The 18,533-nt window shown below is 43.0% G+C and carries 20 protein-coding genes, 1 pseudogene and 1 riboswitch; of the genes and pseudogenes, 8 read left to right on the top strand and 13 right to left on the bottom strand.

What is annotated here, in order from left to right; translation table 11 throughout:
- Window positions 1-40 precede the first annotated feature (40 nt).
- The 7 genes from NDM98_RS10810 (at window position 41) to NDM98_RS10840 (ending at window position 6,007) form a co-directional block, all read left to right on the top strand.
- A complete protein-coding gene (locus NDM98_RS10810) occupies window positions 41-814 on the top strand; it encodes an alpha/beta hydrolase (RefSeq protein ID WP_251607363.1) in 774 nt (257 codons plus the stop codon).
- Between the two features lie 959 nt (window positions 815-1,773).
- The gene (locus NDM98_RS10815) at window positions 1,774-2,700 is read left to right on the top strand and encodes an ABC transporter ATP-binding protein (protein WP_251607366.1); all 927 of its coding nucleotides are present in this window, start codon (window positions 1,774-1,776) and stop codon (window positions 2,698-2,700) included.
- Window positions 2,701-3,498, top strand: coding sequence for an ABC transporter permease (locus NDM98_RS10820; protein WP_251607369.1), 798 nt, complete (start codon window positions 2,701-2,703; stop codon window positions 3,496-3,498).
- A gap of 42 nt (window positions 3,499-3,540) precedes the next feature.
- On the top strand, window positions 3,541-3,948 hold the full coding sequence (locus NDM98_RS10825; RefSeq protein ID WP_251607372.1) for a GntR family transcriptional regulator: 408 nt from the start codon (window positions 3,541-3,543) through the stop codon (window positions 3,946-3,948).
- A complete protein-coding gene (locus NDM98_RS10830) occupies window positions 3,917-4,615 on the top strand; it encodes an ATP-binding cassette domain-containing protein (RefSeq protein ID WP_251607375.1) in 699 nt (232 codons plus the stop codon). Before NDM98_RS10825 ends, NDM98_RS10830 begins: the two co-directional genes overlap by 32 nt.
- Window positions 4,612-5,409 (top strand): hypothetical protein, encoded by a 798-nt coding sequence (locus tag NDM98_RS10835; protein WP_251607377.1) that lies wholly within the window; start codon window positions 4,612-4,614, stop codon window positions 5,407-5,409. The genes NDM98_RS10830 and NDM98_RS10835 overlap by 4 nt, the downstream gene beginning before the upstream one ends.
- A gap of 334 nt (window positions 5,410-5,743) precedes the next feature.
- Window positions 5,744-6,007: a hypothetical protein gene (locus tag NDM98_RS10840; RefSeq protein WP_251607379.1), complete on the top strand. Its 264-nt coding sequence runs from the start codon at window positions 5,744-5,746 to the stop codon at window positions 6,005-6,007.
- Between the two features lie 394 nt (window positions 6,008-6,401).
- On the opposite strand, the gene NDM98_RS10845 is transcribed toward NDM98_RS10840, so the two are convergent.
- The 7 genes and pseudogenes from NDM98_RS10845 to NDM98_RS23495 all read right to left on the bottom strand — a co-directional run bounded on the left by NDM98_RS10845 (window position 6,402) and on the right by NDM98_RS23495 (window position 10,748).
- Window positions 6,402-6,746, bottom strand: coding sequence for a DNA-directed RNA polymerase subunit beta (locus NDM98_RS10845; RefSeq protein ID WP_251607381.1), 345 nt, complete (start codon window positions 6,744-6,746; stop codon window positions 6,402-6,404).
- A gap of 31 nt (window positions 6,747-6,777) precedes the next feature.
- On the bottom strand, window positions 6,778-7,590 hold the full coding sequence (locus tag NDM98_RS10850) for a flagellar hook-basal body protein (protein ID WP_251607383.1): 813 nt from the start codon (window positions 7,588-7,590) through the stop codon (window positions 6,778-6,780).
- A gap of 27 nt (window positions 7,591-7,617) precedes the next feature.
- Window positions 7,618-8,419 (bottom strand): annotated as a pseudogene (locus NDM98_RS10855) (flagellar hook-basal body protein).
- An 18-nt stretch (window positions 8,420-8,437) separates the two neighbouring features.
- Window positions 8,438-9,442, bottom strand: coding sequence for a cell shape-determining protein Mbl (locus NDM98_RS10860; protein ID WP_251607385.1), 1,005 nt, complete (start codon window positions 9,440-9,442; stop codon window positions 8,438-8,440).
- A 225-nt stretch (window positions 9,443-9,667) separates the two neighbouring features.
- The gene (spoIIID, locus tag NDM98_RS10865) at window positions 9,668-9,955 is read right to left on the bottom strand and encodes a sporulation transcriptional regulator SpoIIID (protein WP_143846942.1); all 288 of its coding nucleotides are present in this window, start codon (window positions 9,953-9,955) and stop codon (window positions 9,668-9,670) included.
- Between the two features lie 140 nt (window positions 9,956-10,095).
- Entirely contained in the window at window positions 10,096-10,410 is a 315-nt protein-coding gene (locus tag NDM98_RS10870) for a DMT family transporter (RefSeq protein WP_251607387.1), read from the bottom strand.
- 86 nt (window positions 10,411-10,496) lie between these two features.
- Window positions 10,497-10,748 (bottom strand): DMT family transporter, encoded by a 252-nt coding sequence (locus tag NDM98_RS23495; protein WP_307728790.1) that lies wholly within the window; start codon window positions 10,746-10,748, stop codon window positions 10,497-10,499.
- A gap of 69 nt (window positions 10,749-10,817) precedes the next feature.
- Window positions 10,818-10,921: riboswitch (guanidine-I (ykkC/yxkD leader) on the bottom strand.
- A 1,153-nt stretch (window positions 10,922-12,074) separates the two neighbouring features.
- Here NDM98_RS23495 and NDM98_RS10880 point away from each other — a divergent pair.
- A complete protein-coding gene (locus NDM98_RS10880; RefSeq protein WP_251607390.1) occupies window positions 12,075-13,079 on the top strand; it encodes a nuclease-related domain-containing protein in 1,005 nt (334 codons plus the stop codon).
- Window positions 13,080-13,226: 147 nt separating this feature from the next.
- On the opposite strand, the gene NDM98_RS10885 is transcribed toward NDM98_RS10880, so the two are convergent.
- From NDM98_RS10885 to NDM98_RS10910, 6 genes are all read right to left on the bottom strand, one after another.
- The gene (locus tag NDM98_RS10885) at window positions 13,227-13,415 is read right to left on the bottom strand and encodes a hypothetical protein (protein WP_251607393.1); all 189 of its coding nucleotides are present in this window, start codon (window positions 13,413-13,415) and stop codon (window positions 13,227-13,229) included.
- 99 nt (window positions 13,416-13,514) lie between these two features.
- Window positions 13,515-14,399 carry a stage II sporulation protein SpoIIQ gene (gene spoIIQ / locus NDM98_RS10890; protein ID WP_251607396.1) on the bottom strand — a complete coding sequence of 295 codons (885 nt, stop codon included), beginning with the start codon at window positions 14,397-14,399 and terminating at the stop codon, window positions 13,515-13,517.
- Between the two features lie 222 nt (window positions 14,400-14,621).
- Window positions 14,622-15,653 (bottom strand): stage II sporulation protein D, encoded by a 1,032-nt coding sequence (gene spoIID / locus NDM98_RS10895; RefSeq protein WP_251607399.1) that lies wholly within the window; start codon window positions 15,651-15,653, stop codon window positions 14,622-14,624.
- A 150-nt stretch (window positions 15,654-15,803) separates the two neighbouring features.
- Window positions 15,804-17,138 (bottom strand): UDP-N-acetylglucosamine 1-carboxyvinyltransferase, encoded by a 1,335-nt coding sequence (gene murA, locus NDM98_RS10900; RefSeq protein ID WP_251609088.1) that lies wholly within the window; start codon window positions 17,136-17,138, stop codon window positions 15,804-15,806.
- Between the two features lie 41 nt (window positions 17,139-17,179).
- Window positions 17,180-17,941, bottom strand: coding sequence for a YwmB family TATA-box binding protein (locus NDM98_RS10905; protein ID WP_251607402.1), 762 nt, complete (start codon window positions 17,939-17,941; stop codon window positions 17,180-17,182).
- Window positions 17,942-18,035: 94 nt separating this feature from the next.
- Window positions 18,036-18,269, bottom strand: coding sequence for a DUF1146 family protein (locus NDM98_RS10910; protein ID WP_251607404.1), 234 nt, complete (start codon window positions 18,267-18,269; stop codon window positions 18,036-18,038).
- Between the last annotated feature and the right edge of the window lie 264 nt (window positions 18,270-18,533).

The raw sequence follows: 18,533 nt of genomic DNA on the forward strand, positions 1-18,533 counted from the left end.
GATGTAGGATAGAAGAAATAGACAAAAAGGGAGCGATCAAATGGCAAGCTTTCACGGATACGTTGCACCAGTCTCACTAGGAATACAGACAGGATTACAGATTATCCTTCCAGAACACACAAACCAAACCACCCAACCGAAAACTCTCTATCTACTTCACGGCATGGGGGACAACGAAACGATCTGGACACGCCGCACGGCTATCGAACGTTACGCCGATACATATGGCTTCAGCGTTATCATGCCAAGCGTCGACACAAGCTATTACACAGACATGGCCTACGGAAAAAACTATTGGACCTACATCTCAGAAGAACTCCCAAAAATCATCAGCACCCACTTCAACATAACAACTGATCCCGAACACACCTACGTTGCCGGACTATCCATGGGAGGCTACGGCTCCTTTAAACTCGCCCTAAACCACCCAAACCGCTTCCGCGCAGCCGCCAGCTTCTCCGGCGCACTAGACGTCAAAAGTCTGCTCGCGCACACACCAGAAGAAAACAAAGAACAACGCAAACTCAGCCTGAAAATCATCTTTGGAGACAACCCAAACCTTGACGCAATAGGAGCCGACCTATTCTCGCTCATCACCAAACACCAAGAGGCTGGCCTTGCACTACCCGATCTCTATCAATACTGCGGAACCGACGACTTCCTCTATCGCATGAACACGAACTTCAGCAACCATCTAAAAGAACAAGGCATCAAAGCTTATTACGAAGAATCCAAAGCCGACCACACATGGGATTACTGGGATTATTGCATTGAATCATTTTTGAAGAAGATCTGTGAGAGGGACAACGCTTAGGCGTTGTCTTTTTTGTGGGGAGATGGGTCAATGCTGTGAATAAAAATGGTTATTTTTATTCCTTATATAATTAGACCTTTCTTGGTTTGCTGCGTGGGGGCTTGGTATTAGGTTTGCGCTCTTGGTAAGTACGGGGTAGTTCTTGGTTTTGGAGTGGAGCTCTTGCTTTGGGTCTAATCTAGCTTGGTATTGGGGTGGATTTCTTGCTTTAGTTCTGATCTAGCTTGATATTGGAGTGGAGCTCTTGCTTCAGCTCTCCTCCCGCTTGGTATGAGGGGGGCGCTCTTGGTTTTGACGCTCTGGCTCTTGCTATCTCTCGCCTTCTCTTGATGAAGCGTGTGCCTCTCTTGCTCTCCTCACCATTCTCCTTGCTGCTCCAAGCTTCTTCTTGATAAGCAGTACTTCCTTCTTGCTTTTACCTTCAGTTCCAATGCAGTTAATAAAAATGGACATTTTTATTCCTTATTTCAATTGACCTTTCTTGGTTTGGTGCGTGAGCTCTTGGTGAGTGAGGGGAGATCTTGGTATTTGAGTGGAGCTCTTGCTTTAGCTTTACTCCCGCTTGGTATTCGAGTGGAGCTCTTGCTTCGTCCCTTCTCCAAGCTTGGTATTAGGGGTGCGCTCTTGGTTTTGACGCTCTGGCTCTTGCTATCTCTTGCCTTTTCTTGATGAAACGTACGCAGCTCTGGCTGTTCTCGCCATTCTCCTTTATACTCCACGCTTCTTCTTGGTAAGCGGCACTTCCTTCTTGTTCTTACCCCAAGTTTCAATGCAGTAAATAAAAATGGACATTTTCATTCCTTATGTTCATGGATTTTTCTTGCCAGGGCGCTTGGTATTGGCTCGAAGGCTTCGCTCCACCCTGTCCATCCAATTAAATCCAATAAAATGGTTGCAACTGTAAATTATATAGTGTACTATGTGAGTAGTACAGTATGACAATATAGGGAGTTGAGAGTATGGAAAATCAGCAGGCGCGGCCTTTGGTTGTCGAGAATATCAGCAAAAGCTTAGGTGGAAAGAAGATCATTAAGGATCTATCTTTCTCAGTAGAAGCAGGGAAAATTTACGGTTTTCTTGGACCAAACGGATCGGGGAAAACAACAACGATTCGAATGATTGTTAGCTTAATTGGACTTGACGCAGGGGATGTCAAAATCGGCGGACACAGCATTCGCACAGAAAGAGAGCAAGCTCTCTCACAAATTGGTGCGATTGTTGAAAATCCAGATTTATACGAATACATGAGCGGACGAAAGAATCTGATTCATTTTGCTCGCATGACTAATAAGAAAGTCACTACCGAGCGCATTGATGAAGTCATCAAGATGGTTGAATTAGATCATGCCATTGATAAAAAAGTCAAAACCTACTCTCTTGGCATGAAACAGCGACTTGGTATTGCCTTATCCATTTTACATGAACCCAGTGTACTCATTTTAGACGAACCTACAAACGGATTAGATCCAAAAGGCATCCGGGAGCTGCGTTCTTATCTAAAAGATCTCGCCCACAATTCAGGAGTAGCCATTCTTGTCTCCTCACATCTTTTATCGGAAATTGAACTGATGTGCGACCGCGCCATTGTGATAAAAGAAGGCCAAGTCATTAACGAGCTTGCAGTGAACGACAAAGAGCAAGGAGAAGAACAGGAAGTCGCTGCTGTCTTTGAAGTAAATCAGCTGGAAAAAGCCGAGGCACTGCTTCTGCAATACGGAACCGTTCGCAAAGAAGAGAACCGAATTATCCTAGAAAATACAACGGTTGAGCAGGTCCCATCGATTGTATCTGCCCTAGTAAAACAGGAAATTGACATTTATCACGTTTCATATAAAAAGTCACTCGAAGATACGTATCATTTGTTAACAGAAAAGGAAGTGATCTAGATGTTTCTATCATTGGTGCAGAATGAGTGGATGAAGGCTTATTATCGGAATAAATTTATTGTGTTTTGCCTGGTTATTTCGGGACTAATCGGAATTGGAGCAGTGCTCACTACTTTATTTAATAACTATGACTTTGGAGCAGAGGAACCTGTTGAATCTATATCCGCGCTTGAGTTTACTGTAAGTGCTTTGGAAGCTACTTCAATCTTTGTGCTTGTGTTTAGTGTAGTGATATTGATCTCAAGTATTGCGAGCGAATTTAAAAGTGGTACGATGAAGCAGTTGTTGATCCGACCGGTTTCACGTACAAATATTCTTGTATCTAAATGGGTAATGACATTCCTAGCAACTATTATGATTCTGATCGGCATTGCCCTGGTTAGTTTGATTATTGGTAGCATTTTCTTCGGCTCTGATACTCCTTTCGTTGAAACGATTTCAGCACTTGGATTATGGATTTTATATAATTTACCTATGTTTTTCTTTTTCCAGACTCTAGGTCTTTTCATAGCCGTTTTAACTAGAAGCACAGCTCTTTCTGTGGCTGCTGTCATAGTCTTAAATTTTGTCGGTGGCGTTATTACTATGTTTCTTTTACGATTCGAATGGTCTAAATATCTAATCACAGCAAACCTATCACTACAGGATTATAGTCAGAATGAGCATCTATTCTTTGGAGGTACTCCATTAATGGAGAATATGACTCTTGGATTCTCACTAACCATTATTGCTGTCTATTCCATCGTGCTCCTGCTCATCGCTCATCTTGTTTTCAGTAAAAAGGATGTATTATCATAACCGTTCGACTAACATTTGAACGCAGAAAGGGGTGATCTCTAGGTGACCATTGAGTTTGACCCATCAAAACCCATCTACAGACAAATAGCAGATTATTATTATCAAAAAATCAGTAGCGGAGAACTCCGCCCTGGCGATAAGCTTCCTTCCGTCAGAGAAACCGCCCAGTCCCTGCGAGTGAACCCAAACACCGCTTCACGATCCTATCTAGAGATGGATCGTGAAGGTGTGACGTTCACGAAACGGGGTCATGGTACATTTGTAACTGAGGACGAAGAGGTGGTTAGAGAATTGAGAGTACAACTAGCACAATCTCATATCAAAGAATTGATTGACTATCTATATAAGCTCGGATTCTCAAACAAGCAAATTAAAGATCAGCTTGATTCGTTATTAGAGACGGAGGATGGTGAAACCAATGCAAAAAATCGAACTAAAAAACCTCTCTAAATCCTATGGAAGAAACGAAGTACTAAGCAATCTCAACCTAACATTAGAAGGCAACCGAATCTATGGCATCATCGGCGAAAACGGAACAGGAAAATCAACCCTACTCCGACTCATCAGTGGACTCGCCAGACCATCACGCGGATCCGTTACCGTAAACGGTCAAACCACCGCGGAAGGTCGTAGAAATCAGGTTGCCTATCTATCCGATCAAGAGATGCTTGATAAATTTTCAACACTAGCTTACCAAATCAAATTTCACGAAAATATGATTCCCGGTTTCCAAACAAACCGTGTCTATGAAATGCTCGACATGATAAAGCTGCCTGTTGATGGGAAAATCAAAAACCTCTCAAAAGGACATCGGAACTTGTTTAATCTCGTGCTAACACTTGCTAACCCTGCTCCTATCTTGATCATGGATGAGCCACTTTCAGGCATCGATACAAACAAAAAAGAGGATCTCATGCAGCTCTTGTCCTCCTTTACCCTTGATGAAGAACGACTCATCCTATTCGCAACACATGAATATGACGAGATTGAATTCCTAATTGATGGCTTGATCGTCATCAAAGGTACCAATGTCGCATACTTCACAGAAGACCTTGAAGAAATGCGAATTGAACAAGGAAAAACCATTCAACAAATTTTCAAGGAGGTGACCCAATGACCTCATTTCTAACCCTACTAAAAAGAGACCTAAGGCTGCAGGTTCCGTTTATGGTGATATACTCAGCAGCTATGCTTTTTGTCGCAATCGTCTTTACCTTTCTGGCCATGCGCTATTCATACGAATTTTTCGGAGCTATTCTATTCATTTTTCTAGCACAATTTTTCTTCGCCTTTATTGCCTTACCAATCAATTCAATCTGGAGAGAATGGCGAATGAAAACAGCCGGACATTGGCTCATGCTCCCAACATCCGTTCATGCAAAAATTTGGAGCAAAATACTCTCAATAATCATCTGGATTCTATTCTTAATTGTGTTAACCCTATTATTGTGGGCTGCAACGGGATTAATAGACCATACAGAAATACATGAAATGACCTTTATTCTCCTTAGTAAACTAGCATCAGTCGACCTATTGATTATTGGACCTTTTATGCTGTACTCTCTCATCTCCGTTTCAATTCCTGTATTCCTAGGAGTCATCATGCTCAATGGAGAAGGCGGTTTGAAAGGATTTCTGTACACCGGTTTGCTACTTGCCTTTTACCTTATTTTGATCCCATGGATCTCATCGATCGAGTTGCTCTCTTCCCTAAAATTTGGTCCAATCTTTCTTGATATAAGCTTTTTCCAAGAAAACACTACATTTGGTGACTCTTCATTTACCTTTAATATTATAGCTGACGGCTCCGCTCCTTTTACCTATGTAAGCACACTGATTTTGGAAGTTCTATTAGTTTGCTTCATGTATTGGATCTGCTGGTGGTATCTCGCAAGGAAAGTGGAAATTTAATTTGGATTCTACTGAAAAAGACTGTCCGAGGAGGGCAGTTTTTTTGTATGGGTATGAGGCGTTGGATTCGTTTCTACACGCAAGATGCCCATTACCACGCGCGAGAACCCTCTTTCCACACGCGGTGGCCTTTTCCTCTTGCTTGTTGGAGGATCTAGCTTGGTCCGATACCTGTTTTTCTTGATGCAGTTCTCTTTCCTCTTGGTAAGCAGCACATCCTTCTTGCTCTTACTTCAAATTTCAATGCAGTTAATAAAAATGGATATTTTCATTCATTATTTAAGTTGAACTTTCTTGGTTTGTCACGATGGGGCTTGGTATGTGGGGGTGGCTCTTGCTTCTTCTGGCTCTTGGTGCTGAGGGTAACTTCTTGCTTTCCTTCTTCTGCCTCTTGGTGCTGTGGGTGGCTTCTTGCTTTCTTCTTCTGCCTCTTGTGGGTGGCTTCTTGCTTTTCTTCTTCTGCCTCTTGGTGCTGTGGGTGCTTCTTGCTTTTCTTCTTCTACCTCTTGGTGCTGAGGGGATGTTCTTGGGTTTCTTCTTCTGGCTCTTGGTGCTGAGGCTGGATTCTTGGCTTTCTTCTTCTACCTCTTGGTGCTGAGGGTGACTTCTTGCTTTCCTTCTTCTGCCTCATGGTGCCGAGGGTGACTTCTTGCTTTCCTTCTTCTACCTCTTGGTGCCGAGGGTGACTTCTTGCTTTCCTTCTTCTACCTCTTGGTGTTGAGGGTGACTTCTTGCTTTCCTTCTTCTACCTCTTGGTGTTGAGGGTGACTTCTTGCTTTTCTTCTTCTGCCTCTTGGTGTTCTAACTATTCTTCTTGCTCCTCCGAACTTCCTCTTGGTGAACCGCATATTCTTCTGGCTCTCACCGCCGCAGCCCAAAAATTCAAATGCCTCTTAATAAAAATGTCCATTTTTATTCCTTATTTCCCTTGATCTAGACTAGTTTAATACGTGCCCATTCTCCGCCAAAAATAAAAGACCAACGCACACGCGTTAGTCTTCTACTCCTTTCATCAAGTCCACGATGTGGTACCAGGTTTCGAGCTTGAATACATCGAAGGGATCGCCGCCTCCGATGGTACCATAGCCGACCATCATGCCTAGGAAAAGCGAGGCTCCGATAAGTGTCAAGATGATATATAAACGCAGCCAAATAGGCAGAATTCGGATCCGGCCTTTTTTCTTACGTGGTGTCTTCTCGGGTTTTTGCTCGGCTTTTTGCTTTGCTTTTGCCTCTCGAATTTCCGCACGTGTTAGTGGTTTGGCTTTGGTTTCATTTTTTCCTTTATCAGAGGCGGGTTTTGCCTGCTTCTGATGGCTAGGTTGTTTCTTGTTCATGTATCTCTCTCCAGTCGAGCAACGTTTGCAATTAGCGACGGATACCGTTAATGATGCCTGACATTTCATCGGCTATGGACAAAGAACGTGCGTTAAATTGATAGTGACGCTGAGTCAAAATCAGTTCACTCATTTCTTTTGCCATATCGACATTTGAACCTTCTAGAGCTCCCTGCTGAATCAGTTGGTCAGAGGCTGCAATCATCTGCATGCGGTTGTCTCCATCTGGCATGAGAAAATCTGTGTTGCCAGCCGCTTCAAGCAACTGGGGTTTTGCCACTTCAACTAAACCAATTTGACCAACTGCTGCAACAGTTCCGTCCTGGAGCTGCGCTTCTAGTTGACCATTTGCCGTCATTTGAAGGGATTCAAAGGTATAGGGAACCGTCATTCGCTCACCATTGTCATCTAATAGGTAAAAGCCATTTTCATTTGCAATAACCAGCTCTTGATCATTGTTAGGATTCTCCGTTAAAAAGAAGGCTCCTTCACGAGTCAATCTTGTTTCCGAAGCTCCATTATCATTTCTCTCTACTTGAAAGAAATGATAGCCGTTTGTCAGCGCAAAATCAAGCATTCGTCCGGTTTGCATCGCAATGCCTGGTTCATTAGATAGACGAGTTTGGGCAATTTTTGCTCCTGATCCAACACGTAGGCCAGGAGGGGTTAATCGGTTGCCCTCCGTTGGTTGGTTAGTGTATTCACGGTTTAGAAGGTCCGAAAACGAGACATCTCGTTTTTTATAGCCAGCTGTTTCACTGTTTGCTACGTTATGCGAGATCGAATCAAGTTTGCTTTGAAGCTGGCCCATTGTCACTGATGCAATATTGGATGAAATATTCATGAACAATCTCCTTTATGCGGCTTGTTATCAGCCAATTCTTCCTACCTCGTTCACAGCTTTGTCCAAGCTTTGATCATATGCCTGTAACACTTTTTGATTAGCTTCAAACGAACGCAGAGCGCTCATCATATCAGCCATTGTTTGGTTACTGTCCACATTTGACTGCTCCACAAAACGCTGTTGAATCTGAAAATCAAAAGCAGAGGCTGGTAGTTCCTCTTCCGAACGAAGCAAGCCATTGCCTTCCTTTACAAGCGCTTGGGCATCCTCTGCATATGCAATGCCTAGTTGACCAAGGTTTGCACCAGCAGAACTTGTGACGACACCTGTTTCATTAATAAGAAATTCTTCGTTTTCAACCTGAATGGTTTGTCCTGCAGCATTTAATACAGGATATCCTTCTGTCGTGACGAGCTTGGCCCGAATCACTTACAGCAAATTGACCATTACGAGTGTAACGCACAGTCCCGTCATCTGCCTGAACGGAGAAAAAAAGCATTGGACGAGCGCCCGCTTCTCCTTCTGGTAAAACTCCGTCAAGTAACGCCACATCTGTTCCATTTCCAGTTTCAACAAGTGAGCCTTGTCTGAAGTTTGGTGTTGCTTCCTGCATATAGGTTCCAGTAGAGAGCGATCCGATGTTATACGATCGTCCTGTGATGGAATTTGCATTTCGTGCCTGAAGCAGCATCTCAGGAAAAGAGCGAATACTTGATTGATCGGCTTTATATCCAGGCGTATTCGCATTTGCCATATTATTTGTAAGCATTTCCTGACGCTGTTGCTGAGTCAGCATTCCTGCTGCTGCACCATATAAGCCTCGTAGCATGACATTTCTCCTCTCAGGTTACACACGTGCTCGTTTCTTAGACATTTTATCTAAGTTTTCTAGAATCAGACCCGTTCCCTTAGCTACACAATGCATCGGATCCTCAGCTACTAATACCGGTACTTTTAACTCTTCTGCAAGTAGCTCATCAATACCATGAAGCAACGCTCCACCACCCGTTAGAATGACACCACGATCAATGATGTCTGCAGATAGTTCAGGAGGTGTTTTCTCAAGCACTTCTTTTGCTGCTTGTACAATATACGCAGCCGATTCCGTTAGAGCACCTTGGATCTCTTCTGTTTTGACTGTTATCGTTCTTGGAAGACCACTTACTAAATCACGTCCGCGAATTTCCAGTTCTTCCTGACGTCCGCCTGGGAACACTGTCGCCACTGTCTTTTTGATATTCTCAGCTGTACGTACACCAATTAACAGCTTGTACTGTTTTTTGATGTAAGTTAAAATCTCGGAATCAAAACGATCCCAAGCTACTTTTATGGATGAGGCGGTGACGATATCACCCATTGAAAGAACAGCAACATCTGTTGTTCCACCGCCTATATCAATAACCATATTTCCACTCGGCTGAAAAATATCCATTCCTGCGCCAATTGCTGCTACCTTAGGCTCTTCTTCCAGATAGACATCCTTACCACCACTTCTTTCAGCTGCTTGACGGATCGCCTTTTGCTCAACCGATGTAATGTTTGTTGGGCAACAGATTAAGATGCGAGGCTTACTAAACATGCTTCTCACCTTAATCTTATCCAGAAAATGCTTAAGCATAGACTCCGTTAAATCAAAATCAGCAATGACACCATCCTGCATCGGGCGAAGTGCAACAATATTCCCAGGAGTACGTCCCACCATCCGATATGCTTCCTCACCTACTGCTAAAACGCGTTTTGTAGATGTTTCCATAGCCACAACAGATGGCTCATCCAGGACAATTCCACTTCCTTTTACAAAAATAAGTACGTTCGCTGTTCCTAAATCAATTCCAATATCTCGACCAAACATGATTCGTTCCTCCCTGTTATTCGAACATTATGTCATCATTTACAATTCTCTAAAGGCTATCGTCTCTTAATTACCAGCATCTGACTGAGTCACCCTTACAAAGTTGCAATCATGCATAGTGCCGGGGCGGTCCTCAAAATGTGCTCGAGTCTAGATTGACAGGCCTATATACCTAATTGTAGATTTTATCATATAATGTCCTCTCAGGGATGATTTTAGGGAAATTTATTGACGAGATTTTACAATTAGATGATCCGAAACGTCTACAGTCTTCCGATATTTTACTTTTGTCGCCTCACCACCCCGTAAATGGCGAATGGACTTGTGATACTCCAGAATGTCTTTCACTTCGTTTGCCAGCTCCGCATTAATTTCGGGCAGACGCTCCGTGAGATCTTTGTGTACAGTACTTTTTGAGACTCCAAACTCTTTCGCTATCGTTCTCACCGTTTTTCGAGTCTCAACAATGTACCTGCCTATCTTGATGGTTCGCTCTTTGATGTAATCATGCACACGACTCGCCTCCCTAATTCTGTGTTGGTGATTGGTACAGTTTATTAGGGAGTGGATATAGATATACCACCTTATTATAAGGACGAGCGCGGTTTTCCGGTGCGCAAGCTTGTCTCGGCACATTCAACCTGTATCATTTATTAACTTACTGACTTAAGACCAATAACAGACACCAAAATTAATGTAATAAAAAATAACCTCTTCAAATCACGGGATTCCCCATAAAAAATCATCCCAACAATCGCACCACCAAAGGCACCAATCCCAGTCCACACAGCATATACAGTCCCCATCGGCAACGAATTCATTGCATAAGACAATAGTATAAAACTAGAAGCAAAACCCAAAATCAAACCAATAATCGGAGCCGGACCACGCTTCGTTTTTAACTGATTCATCATCGTCACACCAAACAATTCACAAAACCCTGCAAGAATCACACTAACCCAAACCATTTTCTCTCACATCCCCTGTATCGTCCTCTTTTGTTACCATCTTTAGCCCTATAACCCCAATCAACAAAGTTAAAATAAATAGGAACTTAGCAGGAGGTAAAGCCTGACCCAGGCACCAGCGTATCCACCGCAACAGACCCCACAGTCCCAAGCCCCACAAACACCGCATACGCCGTCGCAACCGGAAGCTCCTTAGTCGCTTGTAGCAAAAGAAGAAAACTCACCACAATGGCAACACCAGTTCCTCCCCACTCAAGCACAGACGAAGCCTGATTCAACCCAATCACCCAGCACACCTCAAACACCGCCGCAACAATCAGCAAAACCCAATTTCTCATTTCTTTCTCTCTCCTCTCTCTACACACAGAAAAGCCCGGAAGACTCCCGCACATTCCCATGTGCAAAATATCTCCCGGGCTTTTATCCCTCCGTGTCACAGCATAACGCTGTGCGCCCCCTCTCGGACCAGACCAACCATAATAGCGGCTGCGGAACCCTAGGAAGCTTTATATGAGCTTATTATAACGTATGTGGGTGTAGAGTTCAAATTGGGCGGATGTGGTGGGGAGCGGCTGTTAGTGAGCGTAGGGGGGGCGGGAGGGGTCTTGGTGTTTTGTGCGGCTCTCTTGGTGGGGAGTGGCGGCTCTTGGTGTTTTGGGCTTCTTTCTTGGTGGGGAGCGCCGGGGCTTGGGGTTATGTGCTTCTCTCTTGATGGGGAGTGGTGGCTCTTGGTTACTTGTGCTTCTTTGTTGATGGGGAGTGGTAGCTCTTGGTTATTTGTGCGGCTCTCTGGGTAATGAGAGGCGGAGCTTGGTTGTTTGTGCTTCCCTCTTGGTGGCGAGCGCAGGCTCTTGCTGTTTTGTGCTTCTCTCTTGGTGGCGAGCGGTGCCTCTTGGTTACTTGTGCTTCTTTCTTGATGGGGAGTGGTGGCTCTTGCTGTTTTGTACTTCTCTCTTGGTGGGGAGCGCCAACTCTTGGTGTTTTGTGCTTCTCTCTTGATGGGGAGCGGGGGTTCTTGGTTACTTGTGCTTCTCTCTTGATGGGGAGCGCCGGCTCTTGGTTACCGATCCTTCTCTCTTGGTGCCGAGCAGCGGAGCTTGGTAACGCCCCCTTCTCTCTTGCTATCAAGCAACGGCTCTTGCTTAATCTTGGCACTATCTTGGTATGAGTAAGTCTGCTCTTGCTCTTGGCGTTCAGTTCTTGGTTTCTTCACCACTCCTCTTGCTATCTCCCACAAAATTCAATCGATTTAATAAAAATGGAAATTTTTATTCCTTATTTCCCTTGACCTTACTCAATTCGCTATAGGTAGTAGCTTTGAAGCTCTTGGTTTGTGGTTCTACCTCTTGGTGTCGAGCGGTGCCTCTTGCTTTCACCTTCCTTGTTCTTGATATCCTGCGGTACCTCTTGCTTAATCTAACCTCCGTCTTGGTCCAAAAGCATTTGCCCTTGCTATTAGCTACCTCCTCTTGGTGGACAGAGAACTTGTCTTGATTTTTCCCCCATTTCTCTTGCTATTGCTTTCTCTTTCTTAATACAGAACTCAACTTTCTTGCTAATCTACCATTAACTCAGTCTCTAAAAAAACTAAGAATTAATTTCTGATTTTTAGAGGATTTTGTCTCTTTTCAAAGAATAGTTAGTAATCAAAAGGAGTTGATACATTGCAGGTTGTCAAAGAACGGACTAGTCCACTGCGAATTGCACAATTGGAGGCTCTATTAAGAAGACTGCCAAGTGAACACGAAAAAGTTCCGATTATAAAAAAGGAACTAATGAAACGGCGTATTGGCTATCAAGGTGAGAAATCGTTAACTTATTATTTTAATTTAATTACGGATCCGAACACTTATTTGCTCCATGACCTTCGACTTTTAGGGCCAACCGGCTATCATTTTCAGATGGATACAGTTCTTGTTACTCCATCTTTCATTGCGATTATTGAAATAAAGAATTACTCAGGGACCATTTATTTTGATCCAGATACACACCAAGTCTTCCGCACATCCGACACGCACGATGATGAAATTCTCACCAATCCCCTCTCACAAATTCAAATTCAGAAAATGCAGCTAAAAGATTGGCTAGTGGAACATGATTGGCCTTTGCTACCAATTGTTAAGATGGTTATTTTTAGTGATCCCTCTACTAAGATTGTTTCGACACCTACCAATCTAAAAACGATTAATCAGGTCACAACTGCTCCCGCATTTCTTCCAAAACTAAAAGCTCTACAAACCGCGCTTCCTAAAACTCACCTCACAACATCAAGCCTACAAAAATTAACCCAGCAGCTTGCTAGTATGCATGTCCCTACAAGTTCAAATATTCTAAATGACTTTAAAATCGATCGTTCCTCAATTATTTCAGGTGTTTATTGCCCATCTTGTGATGAGCCGACATTGATTCGTGGCATGATCATTGGAAAGTGGTTTTGCCAGAGCTGCGAAGTGTCGTCCAAACATGCGCACATATTTGCACTTGAAGATTATTTTCTCTTATTGGATAAACATGCATCAAGCCACGAAATTCATCAATTTCTTCGGACTTCTACTAGGCAACAAGCCTATGATTTACTGAAGAACTTCCCATTAAATCGATTCGGCGCGTTTCGCTCCAGACGTTACGAGCTTCAATATCCTCTTCCATTAACAAAATTGACGCCATAATCTTTCAGAGTAAACAACTTGATAACAGGGGTATTTTCTTGGTGTCACGCCTCTCTCCGTGCTAATCAACCTTTCTCTCTTGTTATCCTGCCTCTCCTCTTGGTACGTGGCTCACACTTCTTGCTACCCTGCCACTGTCCTTGTTAATCAACCAATCTTTCTTGCTATCCCGCTCCTCTCCTTGGTAATCAACTCACACTTCTTGCTATCCAGCTTCCCCCTTGGTAAACTGCCTTTCTCTCTTGCTATCACGTACCTCCCCTTGATAATCAGCTCACACTTCTTGCTATCCCGCTCCCTCACCTTGATAATTAGCTCATCTCTCTTGCTATCCATCCTCTCCCCTTGATAATCCTGCTTTAATCTCCCATCCTCCTAAAAACACAAAAAAACCACCGAAACCCAATTGGATCTCGGTGGTACTTATGGAATTTATTAAGTGTTCGAAGACTCGCTTGGTACTAAACCTGATTGGTCTGGTTCTGATGGGCTTTCTTCGCTGTCTTTATCAGTTTCAGGCGCTTCTTTGTCATCGCCGTCTTCTTTTTCTTTGTCTTCATCTTTTCCTTGTTCTGGTGCTTCTTTTTCAGCTTGTTCTGTTTCTTTTGCTGCTTGCTCTAGGGATTGTCCGAAGAAGTCTTCTGGATTTAGAGCTTCGCCTTCGCTATCGCGAATTTCAAAGTGAACGTGAACGCCTGCTTCTTCGTTGTAAAGGTTACGTCCAGCTTCTCCTAGCTTGTCGCCTTGATTAACTGTGTCGCCTTCTTCAACTTCAAGTGATGCTAAGCTGCTGTAATGCGTTTTGATTCCGTCTTCATGCATGATTTCAACTACATTTCCTAAAGTTGAATCTTGTTGAGACTTTGTGACTTTACCACTTAGTGAAGCAACTACGTCAAAGGCTTCCTCGTTTGTTGATCCGAAGTCTACACCTTTGTTCATACGGTACGTGTTGCTGTAATAAACAAGAGATGCTTGCTGTTCTTCAGCAGAGGCAGATTCGTCGTAAAAGTGCCCGATGATTTCTGCTTCAGCATTTTCAAGTGTTGGTACACCAACTACTTCTGTAGAAGACTGGACTGGTACTGCTTCTTCATCACGTGGGTCGAAACCAAGTTGGAAATCGTCAGTTGGCGCTTCTTGATTCTCCTGGTCTAATGGAGTTCCTAAATTTTGACCTTGGAAATAGAATACGGAGCTAAGAATGCCTGCTGCTGCTACTAGATAGATGGTTGGTAAAACCCAACGTTTACGTAAGAGACGTTGTGCGTTGGACCATTTGCTTTCGTTTTTAGAAGATCGATTGTTATCTTCATTCATTTCTCATCACCTCAGCAACCATTCTGAACAGATTACTAGAAATGTATACATGCTGCGTGAAATATTTTTTTGAGATTCTTTTCATAGCAGGTTTCTATTCGGATCTAGTAATCAACAGACTTATTCACAGATCCACAGACTTATCCCCATTTTAGGTCATTTATCCACAACAAAAAAGCCTGAATGCCATTTTTCATTAGCACTCAGGCTTGAACCTGTGGATTATTTTAAACGCGCTGTTACTTTTTCTGCAAAGTGATCGATTCCCGCGATTTCTATGCCTTGATAGTAGTGTTCGACAATCTTATCGTAGGTCATTCCATCCTTCGCCATTCCATCTGCACCATATTGACTCATTCCAACTCCGTGGCCCCAGCCTTTTGTTTGGATAGTGACAACCCCGTTTGCACGCTGCCATGTAAAATCGGTGGAGTCTAGTTCAAGCAATTCTCTAATTTCTCGTCCTTTGAATGTTTTCTCTCCAATTGTCACAGAGGCAACACGATCGCCATCTGTTCGGCTCGCTGTGTCTGGGATTGACCCATCCGTAGGCAAGGAAACACCCAGTTTCTGCTCAACTTCAGCATCTGTCAATTCTTTTACAGCTGAAAAACGAGGTGACTCCTTATCCCAAGGACTCTCTACACTACGTAAGTAAGGGAAAGGATTTTCATAGAAATCCTCTGAGTTTTCTGTAAAACCATTACTTGTGGAAAAAAATTGAGCTGAAATTGGTTCATTATCATACGTTAAAATTTGACCTGCTGTGGCTGTTACGGCTTCTTTGACACGATTATAGTTACTCTCATAATCTTGTCCCCATTTCTGGCGAAGCTCTTCCGCGTCTTGATAGACCTGATGTTGAATCGTATCTGTCACCATAGCGCCCTCAGGTATTTTTGTATTTCCTTCATTCAAAACCAGCTTCAAAATAAATGTACGAGCAGCTAATGCTTGTGCCTTTAATGCCTCCATTTCAAAGGATGGTGACATCTCAGAAGAAACAACACCAGCTACATAATCCTCAAGTGGGACATGTTCAAGGCTGTTTTTCTTGCTACGAAACACACTTACATCAAATGAAGGAGGAGCTTTCTTAGACTCTTTTCCCACAACCTCATCCTCCAAACCTTGAGTATCTTTTGTCGAGGCACTAATTGATTGTTCATCTCCTGAGAAAAAAGCGACCATTACAGAAGGGATAATCAATACGGCTACAAAAAGTATAACAAATGACCAAACAAATCGCTTCATAGCAGCCCTCCATTGCAACCAAACTAACACTACTCTTAACCATATGCCGACGAAAAGACAAGTAGAACAAAAAGAAAAGAGACATTCATCAAAATGAATGCCTCTTTCGCTAAAAATGCTGTCGCCTTCTATCATTTCCTAGGCAATAACCTAATTTGTAGACGTATTAAGACTTAATGAAGCAGTTTGTTCAAGTGATACTGGTTCACCTTCGACAATTTCTTCTACTTCTTTCACACGTTCTACGTCAGCACCAAGTGCAGCTAGTTTGCCTGCTAGATCAACGTATCCGCGGTCAATATGCTTTAATTCCGTTACTCGAGTAACTCCTTCTGAGACCAATCCAGCAATAACAAGCGCAGCGCCTGCACGTAAATCAGTTGATGCAACTTCTGCACCTTGTAAGTTATTAGGTCCGGTAATAATAGCAGAACGACCTTCAATTTTAATATTGCTGTTCATACGACGGAATTCTTCAACGTGCATAAAACGATTTTCAAATACCGTTTCTGTGATAACACTTGTGCCTTCTGCTTGGAGAAGAAGTGCCATCATTTGAGCTTGCATGTCAGTTGGGAATCCAGGATGTGGCATTGTCTTTAAATCCACTGCTTTGAGCGTTTTTGGACCAATTACTCTTAATCCGTTAGGAACCTCAGTAATATCGACACCCATCTCTTCCATTTTTGCAATAAGTGGGCGCAGATGTTCTGCTACAGCACCTTCAACGATCACATCACCTTCAGTAATTGCAGCTGCTACCATAAACGTACCTGCTTCAATTCGGTCAGGAATCACTGTGTGTCCCGCTGCTGTCAGTTTGTCGACACCTTCAATACGGATGACGCCAGTTCCAGCACCTCGAACTTTTGCCCCCATTGCATTTAAGTAATTCGCAAGGCAAACAATTTCAGGCTCTTCTGCTACGTTCTCAAGAATCGTTGTTCCTTCAGCAAGAACAGCTGCCATAATAATGTTTTCGGTTGCCCCTACACTTGGGAAATCAAGATAGATCTTTGCTCCCTGCAAGCGACCATCGATACTTGCTTCGATAAAGCCATTTCCAATTTCAACCGTTGCTCCCATTGCTTCAAAGCCTTTTAAGTGTTGGTCAATCGGACGTGATCCAATTGCACAGCCACCAGGAAGCGCAATACGAGCTTTTCCAATTCGGGCCAAAAGAGGACCCATCACTAGGAACGAGGCTCTCATTTTACGAACATACTCAAATGGAGCTTCTGTTTTTAAAGCCTTCGTTGCATCTACAACAAATTCTCCGTTTTCGTAGGTAACGTTAGCATTTAAATTCTTTAGTACTTCTTTCATTGTATATACATCAGCTAGTGCAGGCACTTCATGAATCACACTTGTGCCCTCTTCAGCTAAGATAGATGCAGCAATCACAGGTAATACAGCGTTCTTTGCGCCTTCTACCTTGACGGATCCGTGTAGCTTGTTGCCACCTCGGACAATAATTTTTTCCAACATATTCCCCTCCGCGTCAAGTTTTTGTCTCTTCTATATCATCAATATTCAGTCGTAATAATAGGCGTTCCTATTGTCACAGTTGTCCCCTCGCCCAAAGCTTCATCGCTTCTCAGAGCAATCTGGACATTCATCGTTTTGTTCCCGGTATTAAGCTGTTGCTTCCACACAGTAGTATATGCGGATACCGAGACAAACGTTTCTTCTGTGAGAGCCTCTACTTCTTCGGCATCTAGAGCATCCATATAAGTATTGGCTAATTTCATGAGTGATTCTTTTTTGTTTATTTGTGCATCTTTTTTGCTTTGTACTTGTGTATAAAGCGATGCCGTGTCCATTGAAAGTAGCAGCAAGCGATTTTGTAATTGATCTGCTAACTCATAACGTTTCCAATCAGAGGCACTTGTGCCAGTCATTTTGTACGTGAAAGTGAGTGTGTGAGTATTGTTATCGGGATACGCCATAAGACGCAGTGATTCCTTTACCCCACCTGCAGATTGCAATTGATATTCAGCTGTCCATTCAGTTGTACTAGTATCTAAATACGTTTGGTCCAAGCCCTCAAGCTGACCAGAAAGCTTATGTACGTGTTCTTGGAACATATCTTGTGAATCCACTGTTCCTTGTACGTCTCGTGCAAGCACCTGCCATTCTTTCAGAGCTAAATCATCGTATTCCACTAGTTCAAGGATCGTTTCAATTGGTTGAATGATTCGTTCAGCTTGCATATTATCTGATTTTGAATAAAACACAATTACAGAAGACATAATAAGTAAGCTCAACAGTACTTTCATCCATCCCATGGAAACCGCCCCTTTTAGTAAACTGTTCTTAGTAACAGTTTGACCGTTAGAAGGCTAAGCATACATGGAAGTTAGAGTCACCATTCGACAGCAACTACCACAAATATTGGAGTAGTCTCGATGCTTGAAGGTAGTCAAGAAAAAAGCGGCTAACAAGGTATGCTAGTGCAAGAGCTGTTAATAGTCTGAGCATAATTGCTTGAGGACCCTTAGGTTCTCTAACAAACAAGTCAAACCGAAAACTCTGCAGTGCCCACCAAGATAACCCCAGGAAGAAGAGATTCACCATGATCTGAATCAGTGCGTCCTGCCCAAAACCATCAGTCACCTATAAAAACTCCTTTTCTTACAAGAGTAACCACTGTAAGATTATTTGCCGTAAATTTAATTACGTGTAATTAATGGTGGATTATATGATGAGACAATCCACACTCAACTATAACGGAAAAACATAAAAAAAGCTACTGCTAATCTTTATTCAAATCTAAAAAAATGCTTAAAAGTTGACAAATTAAGACACACCTTTACAAAGCTTGTAAAATTGAGACTTTGTGCTCTGTATTTTAGTTACCCGGTTAGCTCTTTATTTAAT

Origin of the sequence: Alkalicoccobacillus plakortidis, assembly GCF_023703085.1 — a bacterium.
Classification (GTDB): Bacteria; Bacillota; Bacilli; order Bacillales; family Bacillaceae_D; genus Alkalicoccobacillus; species Alkalicoccobacillus plakortidis.

Coding starts and splice junctions, on each gene's coding strand:
- NDM98_RS10810 (WP_251607363.1), top strand. CDS start 41: ATGGCAAGCTTTCACGGATACGTTGCACCAGTCTCACTAGGAATACAG.
- NDM98_RS10815 (WP_251607366.1), top strand. CDS start 1,774: ATGGAAAATCAGCAGGCGCGGCCTTTGGTTGTCGAGAATATCAGCAAA.
- NDM98_RS10820 (WP_251607369.1), top strand. CDS start 2,701: ATGTTTCTATCATTGGTGCAGAATGAGTGGATGAAGGCTTATTATCGG.
- NDM98_RS10830 (WP_251607375.1), top strand. CDS start 3,917: ATGCAAAAAATCGAACTAAAAAACCTCTCTAAATCCTATGGAAGAAAC.
- NDM98_RS10835 (WP_251607377.1), top strand. CDS start 4,612: ATGACCTCATTTCTAACCCTACTAAAAAGAGACCTAAGGCTGCAGGTT.
- NDM98_RS10845 (WP_251607381.1), bottom strand. CDS start 6,746: ATGAACAAGAAACAACCTAGCCATCAGAAGCAGGCAAAACCCGCCTCT.
- NDM98_RS10850 (WP_251607383.1), bottom strand. CDS start 7,590: ATGAATATTTCATCCAATATTGCATCAGTGACAATGGGCCAGCTTCAA.
- NDM98_RS10860 (WP_251607385.1), bottom strand. CDS start 9,442: ATGTTTGGTCGAGATATTGGAATTGATTTAGGAACAGCGAACGTACTT.
- NDM98_RS10870 (WP_251607387.1), bottom strand. CDS start 10,410: ATGGTTTGGGTTAGTGTGATTCTTGCAGGGTTTTGTGAATTGTTTGGT.
- NDM98_RS23495 (WP_307728790.1), bottom strand. CDS start 10,748: ATGAGAAATTGGGTTTTGCTGATTGTTGCGGCGGTGTTTGAGGTGTGC.
- NDM98_RS10885 (WP_251607393.1), bottom strand. CDS start 13,415: ATGGATAGCAAGAGAGATGAGCTAATTATCAAGGTGAGGGAGCGGGAT.
- spoIIQ (WP_251607396.1), bottom strand. CDS start 14,399: ATGAATGAAGATAACAATCGATCTTCTAAAAACGAAAGCAAATGGTCC.
- spoIID (WP_251607399.1), bottom strand. CDS start 15,653: ATGAAGCGATTTGTTTGGTCATTTGTTATACTTTTTGTAGCCGTATTG.
- NDM98_RS10905 (WP_251607402.1), bottom strand. CDS start 17,941: ATGGGATGGATGAAAGTACTGTTGAGCTTACTTATTATGTCTTCTGTA.